Source organism: Candidatus Delongbacteria bacterium (assembly GCA_041675285.1).
Lineage (GTDB): Bacteria > CAIWAD01 > CAIWAD01 > CAIWAD01 > CAIWAD01 > CAIWAD01.
Genome location: JBAYTZ010000006.1, coordinates 97,277 through 111,668, shown reverse-complemented (window position 1 = coordinate 111,668; position 14,392 = coordinate 97,277). Strand labels below are relative to the sequence as shown.

Annotated in this window: 10 protein-coding genes; 9 read left to right on the top strand and 1 reads right to left on the bottom strand. The window is 71.1% G+C overall.

What is annotated here, in order from left to right:
- Nucleotides 1–28: 28 nt before the first annotated feature.
- Complete coding sequence (locus tag WC326_07740) at nucleotides 29–934, top strand: carbohydrate kinase family protein (GenBank protein MFA7330947.1); 906 nt, start codon at nucleotides 29–31, stop codon at nucleotides 932–934.
- Between the two features lie 201 nt (nucleotides 935–1,135).
- On the opposite strand, the gene WC326_07735 is transcribed toward WC326_07740, so the two are convergent.
- Nucleotides 1,136–2,989: a tetratricopeptide repeat protein gene (locus WC326_07735; protein ID MFA7330946.1), complete on the bottom strand. Its 1,854-nt coding sequence runs from the start codon at nucleotides 2,987–2,989 to the stop codon at nucleotides 1,136–1,138.
- A gap of 244 nt (nucleotides 2,990–3,233) precedes the next feature.
- Between WC326_07735 and WC326_07730 the strand changes: the two genes are divergently transcribed.
- From WC326_07730 to WC326_07695, 8 genes are all read left to right on the top strand, one after another.
- Nucleotides 3,234–5,909: a S8 family peptidase gene (locus tag WC326_07730; GenBank protein MFA7330945.1), complete on the top strand. Its 2,676-nt coding sequence runs from the start codon at nucleotides 3,234–3,236 to the stop codon at nucleotides 5,907–5,909.
- Between the two features lie 137 nt (nucleotides 5,910–6,046).
- Complete coding sequence (hutU, locus tag WC326_07725; GenBank protein ID MFA7330944.1) at nucleotides 6,047–7,744, top strand: urocanate hydratase; 1,698 nt, start codon at nucleotides 6,047–6,049, stop codon at nucleotides 7,742–7,744.
- A gap of 83 nt (nucleotides 7,745–7,827) precedes the next feature.
- Nucleotides 7,828–8,430: a lysophospholipid acyltransferase family protein gene (locus WC326_07720; GenBank protein ID MFA7330943.1), complete on the top strand. Its 603-nt coding sequence runs from the start codon at nucleotides 7,828–7,830 to the stop codon at nucleotides 8,428–8,430.
- Entirely contained in the window at nucleotides 8,427–9,659 is a 1,233-nt protein-coding gene (gene hutI / locus WC326_07715) for an imidazolonepropionase (GenBank protein ID MFA7330942.1), read from the top strand. Before WC326_07720 ends, hutI begins: the two co-directional genes overlap by 4 nt.
- Before the next feature lie 59 nt (nucleotides 9,660–9,718).
- Complete coding sequence (locus WC326_07710; GenBank protein MFA7330941.1) at nucleotides 9,719–11,263, top strand: sensor domain-containing diguanylate cyclase; 1,545 nt, start codon at nucleotides 9,719–9,721, stop codon at nucleotides 11,261–11,263.
- Nucleotides 11,264–11,296: 33 nt separating this feature from the next.
- On the top strand, nucleotides 11,297–12,202 hold the full coding sequence (locus WC326_07705; protein ID MFA7330940.1) for an isopentenyl transferase family protein: 906 nt from the start codon (nucleotides 11,297–11,299) through the stop codon (nucleotides 12,200–12,202).
- 805 nt (nucleotides 12,203–13,007) lie between these two features.
- A complete protein-coding gene (locus WC326_07700) occupies nucleotides 13,008–13,721 on the top strand; it encodes a glycosyltransferase family 2 protein (GenBank protein MFA7330939.1) in 714 nt (237 codons plus the stop codon).
- On the top strand, nucleotides 13,718–14,380 hold the full coding sequence (locus WC326_07695) for a protein-L-isoaspartate(D-aspartate) O-methyltransferase (protein ID MFA7330938.1): 663 nt from the start codon (nucleotides 13,718–13,720) through the stop codon (nucleotides 14,378–14,380). Before WC326_07700 ends, WC326_07695 begins: the two co-directional genes overlap by 4 nt.
- Nucleotides 14,381–14,392: the final 12 nt, after the last annotated feature.

The window sequence follows — 14,392 nt, the reverse complement described above, 5'->3', positions numbered from 1 at the left end:
CTTCAACCTGGACCGCCTGCTGCTGCAGGTGGAAGGGGAGGAACGCGTCCTGGTCTCGGCGGGCGGGCTGGCCTACAGCCTGCTGGCCCTGCGTTGTCTGCTGCCCGGCGCGACCCTGCTGCCGCTGGCCTGGTTGTCGGAACCGGACGCGGAGCCCTTCCGCCCCTTGCTGGCCCAGCCGGGCGTCGCCCCGGAGGGCCTGCTGCGCTGGCCGGAGCCGGGCAATCAGGTCACTCTGGACTGCCGGACGGAGGCCAAGCCGGAAACCGCCTGGCTGCGCGTGCCGCCCCTGCCCCGGGAGGCGCTGGAACCCGCCCTGAGCTGTCCGCATCTGCTGCTCAATTGCACATCCGGCCGGGACCTGGAACTGGAGACCTGGCGCGCGCTGGTGCGCGACTGGCGCCGGGTCCACCCGAAGGGTTGGCTGCAGCTGGACTGGCACTCCCTGAGCCTGGACTGGGAAGAGGATCGCCCGCGACGGCTGCGCCAGGTGCCCCAAGCCTTCGCCTGGGTGGAGGGGCTGGACCTGCTCCAATTGACCCTGGCCGAGTGCGCCTCGTTGACGCCGCGACCGCCCCGGCGGCTGGAGGACGCGGCGGACCTCTGCCTGCGCCTGCGCAAGGCGGGCTGCCGGCGGGTGGTGGTCAGCGATGGGGCGCGGGGATTCCTCTACTCAGATGCGGGCGGTTGCCGCCGCCAGGCGGCCTGGCCGCTGGACCGGGTGGTGGACACCACGGGCTGCGGAGATGTGCTGGGGGCCGCGCTGCTGGCCACTCTCGGTCAGGGCTGGAAGGTGGAGGAGGCGCTGGCGCTGGCGGCGGAGGCGGCGGGCCGGGTCTGCGAGGCGGCGGGGCTGGAAAGTCTGGCGGCCTTGTCGGATCTATCCGTGCCAAGTCCGGGTGGTGGCGGCGGTTCAACTAATCCAGTTAAGTGAACACACGAGCCCTCCCACCTCCCCCCACCCGCCCAAAGGCGTTGGGGAGCGGCGGCTGAACAGAAAAATCGTCCATTCAGGTTCCCCTGCAATTCCCACGATTTGACCCCATTCAGAAGTTTCTGTCCAGAATGACGGTCATTCATCTCCAAACATCCCCCATTGCCCTCCGGACTTGCTGCACGCCCCGCGCTGAGCCGTTCACGGCGACTCGGGCAGCCCGTCCAGGGTCTGCCGCAACCGGCTCAATCCCCGGCCCCGATACGGCGTGGCCCAAGCCGCGCGCCAGGCCTGCTCCGCCGCCGCCCGCTCGCCTCGCGCCGCCGCCGCCAATCCCAGTTGGCATTCCACCAGCCCCAGATTCCAGGCCGCGTCCTGCAGGCCCGGCCGCAGCCGCAACGCTTCCCGGTAGCAGGCGCGCGCTCCGGGCAGATCGCCCAGCCCCTGGCGCAGGGTGCCCAGGTTGTTCCAGGCCTTGGCGCTGCGCGGATCCAGCTCCAGTTCCGCCCGGAACAGGCTCTCCGCCCGGGCGGGATGTTGCGCGCGCGCCAACAGGCCCAGGTTCAGGCGCACCTCCGGCAGGGCGGGCCAGGCCGCCAGCGCCCGTTCGTAGGCCACCCGGGCCGAATCCTCGGCCCCCAGCCGCAGCCAGGCGTTGCCCAGCTGGAAGTGCTGCCAACCCGCCTGGGATCGGGCCTCGTCGCTGTCCAGCGCCCGGGCCTCGAACAAGCCGGCTGCGCCCAGCGCCAGCACCACGAGGCCGGCCAGTCCCATCCTGAGGCGGTCGGGCCGCCAGGGCGGCGCCGCGGAGTCCCGGCGCAGTCGGCGCCCGAGCTCCACCAGCAGCTCGGCTGCCGGGAAGGCCAGCAGCGGCAGCAGGGGCAGACGGAAGCGGCCGGTGATGAAGAAGGGCAGGAAACTGCCGGCGTAGAGCAGCAGGGCGCCCAGCAGCCAGTGGCGCAGGGCCCGGTTGCGCGGCAGGCCCAGGGCCAGACCCAGCAGGCCGGGCAGCGCCAGGCTCCACCAGGAGAGCGCCAGCAGGCCGGCCAGCCAACTCCGGCGCGCGGCCAGCACGGGCGGACTGGTGTTGTTGCCCAGCTCCGCCGGGCCCAGCAGCCAGCCCAGTTTGCGCAGGGTCAGGCGCGCCGCGGCGACGGGGTGCTCCAGCACCCAGCGCCGGGCTTCGCGCTGGAAGAGGCGATCCTCCTCCCCGGCCGTGAGGGTCCGGCCGGCCAGCCGCTGGGCCTGTTCGCGGGCGTCCGCGCGCTCCCAGGCGTGGCCCGTTCCCGGCAGCACGGCGCTGCGTCCGTCCGCCTGGGGATTGTTGCCGATCCAGAGGTTGACCCCGCCCTGGCTGGCCACCAGCACGCCGGAGCCCGGCCAACCGTTCAGCGCGGCCACCAGCAGCAGCGGCGGGAGCCAGCCCACGCTCCACCAGGCCAGCCGGCGCAGCCGTTGCCCCGCAGGTTCGGCCATCCGCAGCAGCAGGAACACGGCCAGGGGCGCCAGCAGCAGGGCGTTGGGTCGGGTGAGGGCGGCCAGGGAGAGGGCCAGGCCCAGGCCCGCGTCGGCGAGGCCGGGGGGCCGCTCCTGCAGCCCGAGCCAGGCCAGGGTGGCGGTCAGCAGCAGGAAGAGCACCTGGTGCTCGAGCAGCAGCTGCGGCTCGTAGTAGATCCAGGCGCCGCTCAGTCCGCCCAGCGCCAGCAACCAGAGCGCAGCCCCGCGCCCCAGCCAGCGCGCGCCCATCCAGGCCATCAGCAGCAGGCTGCCCAGCCCCAGCAGGCTGCCGGCCCAGCGCAGGCCGGCCAGGCCGAGCTCTCCGCGTTGCAGCAGGCCCAGCCACCACGGATAGAGCGGCGCGCGGAAGTAGGGTCGCTCGGGCGAGCCGAGGCCGGCCGCCAGACGTTGGGCCCAGTCCCAGTGCAGGGCTTCATCGATGGCGGGGGAGAAGTAGAGCGGCAGTTCGCGGAAGGCCAGGTGCCAGTCCACGCGCAGCAGGACGGCCACCAGGATGAGCAGTGCGGCGATCCAGCGCGGCCGGGATTCCGTCGTCATGGGCACGCGCTTCCACACGCTTGTCTGGATTTCCAGATGGATCCGCCGCCGGTTGCGCGGGGGGAGGAATGCAAGAGCATGTCACTCAACCAACTTGACTTTTCTGTTTATCGAAGGGCGCGCCGCTTCGCAAGGCATGAGAATTGCACGATATTGCTGGGCGAAGCCAGGCCCGGTGCGGGCCGGCGATTTCCGGAACTTGCTTCTACACGCAAGCCAAACATATCAAAGGGGAGGGTTCCTCTTGCGACTCACCATGCTGTTGATGGCCGGCCTGACGGCCGCTCCGGGCCTGTGGGCCTCACCGGGTCATTCCTACGTCCCGGGCCGCTTGTCCGTCCGCTTCCTCGAGCACCCGGACGTCACGGACCGCGCCGGCGGCATCAGCCTGGGCGCGGAGTTCGACGCCCTGTTGGCCGGGCAGCCGGCCCTGGGCGTGCGGCCCCTCTATCCTCACCTGCGGATGGCCACCACGCCGGATCTCTCGCTCAACTACGTGCTGAGCTTCGACGCGGGTCAGGACATGGAGGCGCTGGCCGCGGCCTTCGAGGCCAGCGGGCTGGTGGAATACGCCGAGCCCGACTACCTCATGCCCGTGTATCGCACGCCCAACGACCCGAGCATCAACCAGCAGTACACGCTCAGCCGCGTGGACGCCTACGAGGCCTGGGACCTGATTCCCACCACGCCCAGCAACCCGGACATGATCATCGCGATCATCGACTCCGGCGTGGACTGGAACCATCCGGACCTGATCAACCGCATCTGGGTCAACCCGGCCGAGGACCTGGACAGCGACGGCGTCATGTCCACCAACTCCACCCCCGGCGAACCGGGCGACATCAACGCCAGCGACGACGGCGGCAACGGCTACGTGGACGACTTCTACGGCTATGACTTCGTGGACGGCGTGGACGGCGCCAACGGCGAGGACAGCGACGACGAAGACAACAACCCGATGGACTTCGACGGGCACGGCACCCACTGTTCGGGCATCGCCGCGGCCCAAACCAACAACGGGGTGGGCGGAGCCTCCATCGCCTGGGACGCGCGCATCATGTGCCTGCGGGCCGGCTACCACGCGCAGGACGGCAACGGCTACGTGCTGCAGACGGCGGCCTCCGAGGCCATCTACTACGCCATGGCCAACGGCGCCAAGCTCATCAGCATGAGCTTCGGCGGCTCGGGCAGCATCCGCACCGCGGCCACGGCGGCCTACAACGCCGGCCTGCTCTGCTTCCACGCCGCGGGCAACGACAACGTCACCACCCAGGACGCCCTTGACCGCTCCGCGGGCATGATCAGCGTGGCCGCCACGGAGTCCAACGACTGCAAGGCGGACTACTCCAACTACGGCGACTGGATCGACGTGAGCGCCCCGGGCTCCAACATCTACTCCACCTTCTTCAACAACACCTACGCCAGTCTCTACGGCACCTCGATGGCCTGCCCCAACGCGGCCAGCTGCGCGGCGCTGATCTGGTGGATGAACCCCGAACTGACCAACGTGGAAGTGCGCGAGCGCCTGCTGGGCACCGTGGACGACATCTACGGACTGGGCTGCAACTCGGACTACGATGGCCTGCTGGGCACCGGCCGGATCAACGCCCGCAAGGGCCTGCTCAACCTGCGCGAGACCACGCTGGGCCTGAGCGGCGTGCACGTGGTGGACCTGGACGGCGACGGCCACTACCTGGCCGGCGACACGCTGCGGGTGGGCTACACGGTCTCCAACTCGGGCATCAATCCCAGCCAGGAGCTGAGCGTCGCCCTGAGCTGCCCCGACGCCGCCGTGGAGGTCATCACGCCCACGCTGGGCCTGCCCGCGCTGGCGCCGGACGGCACCCTGGACGGCGACCTGCACCCCGTGCTGCTGCGCATCCTGGACGGCAGCCCGCACTACATCGACCTGACCCTCACCCTCGCGGCGGCCAACGCGCCGGAGCAGTCCGCCGAGGCCTCGGCCATGCTGGGCCTGCCCACCATCCTGCTCTACGACGACAGCGCGGGGGAGAGCAACCTGGTCACCTACTACAAGGCCGCCTTCCGGCAGCTGGGCTGGATCCTCGACTGGTACCGCTCCAGCACGGCCAGTTTCCCGGAATTGACGGGCATGGAACTGGATCCCGCCCGCTACGAGTGGATCCTCTACGCCTCGGGCCAGAACCCCGTCACGGCGGATTCCAGCGAGCAGGCCCTGCTCACGGACTACGTGGCCGCCGGACACGACCTGATCTTCGTCAGCCAGTTCGCCGACGAGGAGTTGAACGGCACGCCCTTCTTCAGCCAGTTCCTGGAGGCCGCGGACGGCACGGCCACCAGCAACACGCGCGGCGCCAAGGGTGTGGCCGAGACCCTCACGGCCGGCATGAGCCTGATCCTGCAGGGTTCGGGTGGCGCCAACAACCAGTCGGTCCCCATCACCGAGGTCACCCCCGCCGGCGACGGCCAGACCATCTTCCTGGACAACGCCAACGTGTTCTCCGTGGGCGTCCACAACGGCTACGACGCCAACCGCGTGGTCTACCTGGCCTTCGCGCTGGAGTCCGCCGGCGGCGCCGGCTCCTCGGTGAACACGGGCGAGGTGCTCCAGGTGCTGGTGGACCAGTACCTGCACGGCACGGACGTGGCGGGCGGCGCGGCCCTCCGGCCCTTGCGCTCGCACTTGACCCCGGCCTGGCCCAATCCCTTCAACCCGGTCACGCGCGTGGGCTTCGAGCTGCTGCAGCCGGCCGACGTGCGCCTGAGCGCCTGCAACGTGCTGGGCCAGGAAGTGGCCGTGCTGCAGGACGGCCGCCTGGCCGCGGGCACGCACAGCCGTCTCTTCCAGGGCGCCGGGCTGCCCAGCGGCCTCTACCTGCTGAGCCTGCAACTGGACGGCCGCCCGGCCGACCAGCAGAAGATCATGCTGGTGAAGTAGTCCGCCGACTTTCGACAACGACACGCGCAGCGGCGGTCCCCCGGGGCCGCCGCTGCTGGTTTCGGGCTTGGCGCGGACCCGTTCTTTCCTACCTTTTTCCGCGTTCGAACCCCATCACGCTGGATCACGAGGACCGCATGTCGAACCCCATCGTCCGCCGCGCGCCGCGCGGCACCGACCTCACCTGCAAGGGCTGGCTGCAGGAAGCCGCCTACCGCATGCTGCTGAACAACCTGGACCCCGAGGTGGCGGAGGACCCCGAGCAGCTCATCGTCTACGGCGGCACGGGCAAGGCCGCGCGCAATCCCGAGTGTCTGGAGGCGATCCTGGCCGCCCTGCGCGGGCTGGAGGCCGACGAGACCCTGCTGGTGCAGAGCGGCAAACCCGTCGGCATCGCGCGCACCCACGCCGACGCCCCGCGCGTGATGATCGCCAACTCCAACCTGGTGCCGCGCTGGGCCACCTGGGAGCACTTCCACGAGCTGGAGGCGGCCGGCCTGATGATGTACGGCCAGATGACCGCCGGGTCGTGGATCTACATCGGCACCCAGGGCATCCTGCAGGGCACCTACGAAACCTTCGTGGCCGCCGCCCGCCAGGACCTGGGCAAGGACGACCTGAGCGGCACGCTCACGGTCTCGGGCGGGCTGGGCGGCATGAGCGGAGCCCAGCCCCTGGCCGCCGTGATGGCCGGCGGCGTCTATCTGGGCGCCGAGGTGGATCCCGCCCGGCTGGCCCGGCGCGCCGCCAGCATGCGGCCGCGCTACCTGGACGAGGTGATCGAGGACCTGGACGCGGCCATCGACCGCGCGCTGGCGGCCCGGGCTGCGGGCCAGGCGCTGAGCATCGGCTGGCGCGGCAACATCGTCACCCTGCTGCAGCGGTTGCTGGAGCGCGGCGTGACCCCGGACCTGCTCACCGACCAGACCAGCGCGCACGACGAGCTCAACGGCTACGTACCCGACGGCCTGCCCTTCGCGGAGGCCCTGCGCCTGCGCGCGGCGGATCCCGCCGCCTACTGCGCGGCCAGTTTCCGCACCATGGCCGAGCACGTGCGGGCCATGCGCGCCCTGCAGCAGCGCGGCGCCATCACCTTCGACTACGGCAACAACCTGCGCGCCAAGGCCCTGGACGGCGGCTTCCTGCGCTCGGAGGAGATCCGCGCCGCCGACGGCCACTGGCTCTATCCGGGCTTCGTGCCGGCCTACGTGCGCCCGCTCTTCTGCCAGGGCAAGGGCCCCTTCCGCTGGGCGGCCCTCTCCGGAGACCCGGCGGACATCGCCGAGACCGACCGGATCATCTTGGAGCTCTTCCCGGACAACGCGCCCCTGGCCAACTGGATCCGCAAGGCCGGGGAGATGATTCCCTTCCAAGGCCTGCCCGCGCGCATCTGTTGGCTGGGCTACGGCGAACGCCACCTGGCGGGCCTGGCCTTCAACCGCGCCGTGGCCGAGGGCCGCCTCAAGGCGCCTATCGTCATCGGCCGGGATCACCTGGATTGCGGCAGCGTGGCCAGCCCCAACCGCGAGACCGAGGCCATGCGCGACGGCAGCGACGCCGTGGCCGACTGGCCCCTGCTCAACCTGATGCTCGCCACGGCCTCCGGCGCCAGCTGGGTGAGTTTCCACCACGGCGGCGGCGTGGGGATGGGCTACAGCCTGCACGCCGGCCAGGTGGTGGTGGCGGACGGCACGCCCGCCGCCGCGGCCCGCCTGGAGCGCGTGTTGACCAACGATCCGTTGATGGGCGTGCTGCGCCACTCGGACGCCGGCTATCCCGCGGCCCTGGACTGCGCCCGCCGGACGGGCGTGCGGATCCCCCTGGCGGACCGCTGAACGGCGCCGCTCCGCCACCCGGTGGAGTCCGGCGGCCGCTCTCCGGACCGCGAACCTGGGTTTCGACCCTCAGCCGCTGGGGCGTGCGCCTGATCGCCGTGCCCTACGGCCGCTTTCAGGTGGAGGCCCGGGCGCCCCTGCCCCAAGGCGCCTGGATCGGCATCTTCAACCACGCCTCGGTGGCGGACGTGCCCGCGCTGGCCTGGTCCATGGACGTGCCCGTGGGCTTCTGGGCCAAGGCGGAACTGGGGCAGCGGCCCCTGCTGGGCCGCTGGCTGCGCGCCTGCGGGGCGGTCTTCGTCCGGCGCGGCCAGCACGACGAGGAGGCCTTCCGCGAGGCCCTGGGCCGCGTGCGCGCCGGCCAGCCCTTCGTGCTGGCCCCCGAAGGCACCCGCCGCCACGGCGAGAGCCAGGCGCGCGTGCACACGGGCTTCGTGCGCCTGGCCCTGGAGGCGGGCTGTCCCGTGGTGCCCTTCGCCATTGCCGGGGCCCGGCGCGTGCTGCCTCCCGACGCCCGCCTCCCGCGCTGGGGCCGGCCGCTCGTACGAGTCGTGCGCGGCGCGCCCATCTGGCTGCCGGAGCGGCCTCTGGGCGAGGAGCACCGCGACGAGCTGGCGCTCCTGGCCGGCGAGTTGATGGCCGCGATCTACCGCACGCGGGACGAACTGGAGGATCGGGAGCGATGAAGGACCTGCTGCTGACCGGTTGCGGCTCCCTCTGGCACCCCAGCACGGAGCAGGACTATCAGCTGGAGCGCCTGGCGGGCGACTGCCTGCTGGCCCGCCAGGGCCGGGTGGAGTGGATCGGCGACTCCCACGACGAACCCGCGCGCCGCGCCCGGGACGAGGGTGTCCCCGCGCTGGACGCCGGGGGCGCGCTGGTGCTGCCGGGCTTCGTGGACAGCCACACCCACCCCGTCTTCTTCGCCGACCGCGCCGGCGAGTACGAACTGCGCAACGCCGGCCGCAGCTACCTGGAGATCCAGCAGGCCGGGGGCGGGATTCTCAGCAGCCGCCGCAGTTTGCTGGCCGCCGATCCACCTGAATTGAAAGAGCGCGTGCGCGCCCGCCTGCGCCGCTTCCTGCAATTGGGCACCACCACCATCGAGGCCAAGAGCGGCTACGGCCTGACCGTGGAGCACGAGTTGCTCTCGCTCTCCATCCTGAAGGAACTGGCTCGGGAGGAGCCCATCGGGATCCACCCCACGCTGCTGGCGGCCCACAGCGTGCCGCCCGAGCACCGCGAGAACCGCGCCGAGTGGTTCCGGCTGATCCGCGAGGAGCTGCTGCCCGTGGTGGTGCGCGCCGGGCTGGCGGAGGCCCTGGACGCCTTCTGCGAGCCGGGCGTGATCAGCGTGGAGGAGACCGAGGCCCTGATGCGGGCGGGGCAGGAGCTGGGCCTGCAGGTCCACCTGCACGCCGACCAGCTGGCGGCCGGCGGGGCGGGCGGACGGCTGGCGGCACGACTGGGCGCGCGCTCCGCCGACCATCTGGAGCAGCTGGACGAGGAGGGTCTGCGGGCCATGGTCCGCGCGGGCGTGGTCTTCGGTCTGCTGCCCGGTTCAACCTTCTTCCTGGGCCAGCATGACTACGCCCCGGCCCGGCGGATCATCGCGGCCGGCGGACGCATCGCCCTGGCCACGGACTTCAACCCGGGTTCGAGCCACATCCAGTCCATGCCCTTCATCCTGACCCTGGCCACCTGCCAGCTCAAGCTGACGGCCCGCGAGGCCCTCTGGGCGGCCACCCGGGGCGGTGCCCTTTCGCTGGGGCAGGAGAACCGGGTGGGTGGACTGAAGCCCGGCTATCAGGCGGACCTGGCCCTCTGGCCCTTCGAGAACCTGGAGCAGCTGCCTTACACGGCGGGGGACAACCGGCCCACGGCGGTCTTCCGCGGCGGCGAGCGCGTGGCCTGAGGCCGGACCGGCCGCCTGTGGACGCTGTTCATTCCAGCGCCGGCGTGTTACCTTCGTCCATGGATGCATTGATCCGCCAGCACCTGGATGCCCCCAACCCCCTGCATCTGCAGGAGGAGTTCTCTCAACACACCCTGGGCCAGCTGATCCTCACGCTGGAGAACCTGGCCGCCGAGGAGCGCCGGGCCTTCCGCGTGGTGCACGGTTGGCGCGCCGGGCTCTTCCCGGATCTGCCTCTGCTGCCCGTCAACCGGCACCTGCCGCTCTCCGCCTACCAGGACCTGGGCTCCCACCTGGAGGAGGACTCCCCCACCCTGCTCTACCTGTTCGACAACGGCTCGGAGTGCTTCTCCCTGCTGGGGCAGCTGGTGGACCGGCCGGAGGTCAGCGTCTTCCAGCAGCGCCTGCCCGTCCGGACCCTCTGGAGTTTCAGCCGCGAGCTGCAGGAGACCCTGCTGCACGAGCTCGAGCGCCGCGTGCCCTTCCGGCCCATTCCCCTGCCCGAGCGCGCCGAGCCCTCGGGCCTGGACGCGCGCTTCCACGGCCACCTGATCAAGTACCTGGAGGAGAGCCTGCTGGAGACCCGGCAGTCGCTCAACTTGATCACGGGCATCCTGCGGGTTCAGAAGACCATCAGCCGCGAGCTGGACTTCGAGCGCCTGCTGGAGCTGATCGGCGACACGCTGCTGGAGACCTTCCGCTTCCAGCTGGGCGAGCTGGAGCTCTGGGTGCCCGAGGAGGGGCGGCTGGTGCACCAGGTCACCTGGAACATGAACGGACCGGGCCAGGCCCTGAGCCAGCACCTGCAGATCCTGCTGGACGTGGAGCGCGAGATCAGCCTGTTCCAGGCCGGCGCTCCGGTGGTGATGGACGCCCTGCGCCGCCATCCGCTGGTGCTCAACCATCGCCTGGTGGAGATCCTGGGCCTGCGCTTCGCCATCCTGCTGCCGCTCTTCGCCGGCGAGGAGAAGGTGGGCCTGCTCAAGCTCTACTACGGCCACCCCGAGGTGATCAGCCCCATGCGGCTGGCTTGGCTGGAAGAACTCTCCAGCCTGATGGCCAGCGCCATCCTCAACGCCCGGGAGCACACGCGGGTCTTCGAGCTGGCCACCAAGGACGGGCTCACCAGCCTGCACAACCGGCGCTATTTCGAGGAGCAGTTCAACCTGGAACTGGCCCGCACCCGGCGTACCGGCGCGCCCCTGAGCCTGCTGATGCTCGACGTGGACAACTTCAAGACCTACAACGACCGCAACGGCCACGTGGCCGGCGACCACGTGCTGGTCCAGGTGGCGCGGCTGGTCAAGCAGGGCATCCGCTCCGTGGACCTGATCGCCCGCTACGGCGGCGAGGAATTCATCGTCCTGCTCACCGGCGGCGACTTGGGCGTGGGCCGCAGCGTGGCGGAGAAGATCCGCGCCGCCGTGGCCGACTTCGACTTCCCCCATGGCGAGGGCCAGCCCGGCGGCCGTCTGACGGTCTCCATTGGCGTGGCCGAACTCAAACCCTCCATCCGCAGTCTGGAGGACCTGATCCGCCGCTCCGACGCCGCGCTCTACCAGGCCAAGGAGCAGGGGCGAAACCGCGTGGTGGCGGCCGGCTGAATGAGGCTGGACGCGCTCCGAGCGGGGGATTGGGTGCTGCTGGGACCCACGGCGGCGGGCAAGACCCGGCTGGCCGCGCGGCTGGCCCGGGCCCTGGGCGCGGACGTGGTGGTGGTGGATAGCCGCCAGGTCTACCGCGGCCTGGACCTGTGCAGCGGCAAGGACCGGGCCGACTACGAACTGGACGACGGCCCCGTCCTCGTCCACGGGATGGATCGGGTGGAGCTGGCGGACGAGTACTCGCTCTTCGAATTCGCCCGGGACGCCCGCGACTGCGCGGCCGGGTTGAGCGCGGCCGGCCGGAGCGCCGTCTGGTGCGGCGGAACGGGCCTCTACCTGGACGCCCTGCTGCGCGGCTATCACCTGCCCGAGGCGCCCGTGGACGAGGCCTGGCGCCGGGTGGCCGACTCGCGCCCGCTGGCAGAGCTGGAGCGCGAGTTGCGCGCGGGCGCGCTTCCCCTGCACAACCGGACGGATCTCGAAGGGCGCGGGCGCCTGCTGCGCGCCCTGGAGGTGTCCCGCGCCGGCCGGGGCCGGCAGGCCGAAGGTCCGGAGCGCGGGCGCGACGTGACGGTGCTGGGGCTGCGCTGGCCGGCCGGGCGGCTGCGCGAGCGCATCGCGCGCCGGCTGGACGAGCGGCTGGAGCAGGGCCTGGTGCGCGAAGTTGAAGAGCTGCTGGCGGCGGGGGTTCCCGCCTCGCGCTTGCACCGGTTGGGCCTGGAGCCGCGCTGGATCCTGCGCCACCTGCAAGAGGGGTTGAGCCTGCCCGAGCTGCGGACGGGCCTGGCCGGCGAGATCTGGCAACTGGCCCGCGGCCAACTGTCCTGGTTCAGGCGCCTGGAGCGCGCCGGCGTGCGCATCCACTGGCTGGACGCCGAGGCGCCCGGCGACTTGCTGGAGCGGGCCCTGGCCCTGCGCAGCCAAGCCGCGCCGCTCTAGGGGGGCGTCAACACAGAGGCACAGAGGCACAGAGTGTTGATTGGTCCTGGCCGGGGTTGTCGGTGACATATCCCAGAGTCTGCTTGAGCACGAAGGCTCTAAGGCTCAAAGACTCAAGAGCGATCGATGATTCGTGAGGTGAAGGCCGTCAGGCCTGAACCAGAACCAGGTGGTGACGGCGTCAGCCGGAACCAGCTACGTGGTTGCAGGAAGTAGTCGCTGCCGCCAGCGGAAGCCCGCCGGGAGGCGGGCTGACTCTGGCGGGTGAGAAAAAGCGCCTCTTTGGCTCCACCTTTCTGGCGCAAGCAGAAAGGTGGAAAACAAGGCGTCCCAGGCCCCTGCTGGGTTGGTAACGGTGACGTCGACTCAGGAACACAGAGGCGCAGAGGCACAGAGCGCTGATGGGTCTCGGCCCGAGTCGGGTGTGACACATCCCGGAGTCACTTTGAACACGAAGGCTCGAAGACTCAGAGGATCAAAGGCCCATCTGAGGCCATGTTTCGCGAGGTGAAGGCCGTCAGGCCTGAACCAGAAACTGGGTGAAGTCCGCAGGACGAACCAACTACCTGGTTGCAGGAAGTCCAAACGCCGGCTAGCGGAAGGCCACCGCGAGGTGGCCTGACTCTAGCCGTTGAGAAAAAGCGCCTCTTTGGCTCCACCTTTCTGGCGCCAGCAGAAAGGTGGAAAACAAGGCGCCCCAGCCTCTGACGGGAGGAGGGGATCCCCCGGTCAAGCCGGGGGATGACGGACGCTGGAAACCATCACGGCCCCCGGCGAGAGTCGGACGAACGGACGAGAGGAGCTCATGAGCCAGCCGGCAGAGACCCGCGTCAGCGCCCTTGCAGTGCTGATCCCGGCCTACCACGCCGAGCGCAGCCTGCCCGCGCTGCTGGGCGAGTTGCGTGCCGCGCTGCCCGGCGCGCCCGTGCTGGTGCTGGACGACGGCTCGCGCGACGGCACCGCCGCCTGCGCCGCGGCCGCCGGCGCCGAGGTCTTCTCGCACCTGCGCAACCAAGGCAAGGGCGCGGCCCTGCGCCGGGGCTGGGACCTGCTCTTCAAGCGCGGCCACGCGGCCGTGCTCTGCCTGGACGCCGACGGTCAGCACGACCCGGCGGAAGCCGGGCGCTTCGTGGAGCTCTGGGAGCGCGAGCAACCGGACCTGATCGTTGGGGACCGCGGCCTGGCCGCCGCCCCCATGGCCTGGGACCGCCGCCTGAGCAACCGGCTCTCCACGGGCCTGCTGAACCGGGCCAGCGGCCTCGAGCTGCGCGACAGCCAGTGTGGGTTCAGGCTGCTGGGGCGCGGGCTCTGGCAGCGCCTGCGGCTGACGGGCCGGGCCTTCGACCTGGAGAGCCAACTGCTCCTGCAGGCCGCCCGGCTGGGCGCCACGGTGCGCCAGGTGCCCGTCCGCCAGCGGCCGGCCGTGGTCCCCAGCCACATCCGGCGCCTGCCCGACAGCCTGCGCTTCCTGGGCCGGCTGCTGGAGGCGCGGCTCGCGCACCCCGGGGAGGACGCGTGAGCGAGCACCTGGAAGAGGCCCGCCGGGAGATGGTGGAGCGGCATCTGCGGGCCCGGGGCATCCACGACGAGCGTGTGCTGGAGGCCATGGGCCGGCTGGAGCGCCACCAGTTCGTGGACGGGCCGATGATGAACCGCGCCTACGAGGACCGGGCCCTGCCCATCGGCCAGGGCCAGACCATCAGCCAGCCCTGGATCGTGGCCCTGATGACCGAGGCGCTGCAGCTGGTGGGGGACGAGCGCGTGCTGGAGGTGGGCACGGGCAGCGGCTACCAGGCCGCGCTGCTCTCCTTGCTCTGCACCAAGGTGTACACCATCGAGCGCCACAGCGAGCTGTTGATCCGCGCCCGGCGCATCTTCGAGACCCTCGAGCTGGACAACATCATCAGTCGGCGCGGGGACGGCAGCATCGGCTGGCCGGCGGAAGCCCCCTTCGACCGGATCATCGTCACCGCCGGCGCGCCCCAGGTGCCCGAGGCCCTGGTACGCCAACTGGCCATCGGCGGCCGGCTGGTCCTGCCCGTGGGGGACCGGCGCGAGCAGGAACTGAAAATCATCGACCGCCTGTCGGAGAGCGCCTTTCGCGGGCGCTCCGCCGGGTCCTGCGCCTTCGTGCCGCTGCTGGGCAAGGAAGGCTGGTCGCCCAACCAGCCGGGCTGATCACAGCCTGTC

Coding starts and splice junctions, on each gene's coding strand:
- WC326_07735 (MFA7330946.1), bottom strand. CDS start 2,989: ATGACGACGGAATCCCGGCCGCGCTGGATCGCCGCACTGCTCATCCTG.
- hutU (MFA7330944.1), top strand. CDS start 6,047: ATGTCGAACCCCATCGTCCGCCGCGCGCCGCGCGGCACCGACCTCACC.
- WC326_07710 (MFA7330941.1), top strand. CDS start 9,719: ATGGATGCATTGATCCGCCAGCACCTGGATGCCCCCAACCCCCTGCAT.
- hutI (MFA7330942.1), top strand. CDS start 8,427: ATGAAGGACCTGCTGCTGACCGGTTGCGGCTCCCTCTGGCACCCCAGC.
- WC326_07700 (MFA7330939.1), top strand. CDS start 13,008: ATGAGCCAGCCGGCAGAGACCCGCGTCAGCGCCCTTGCAGTGCTGATC.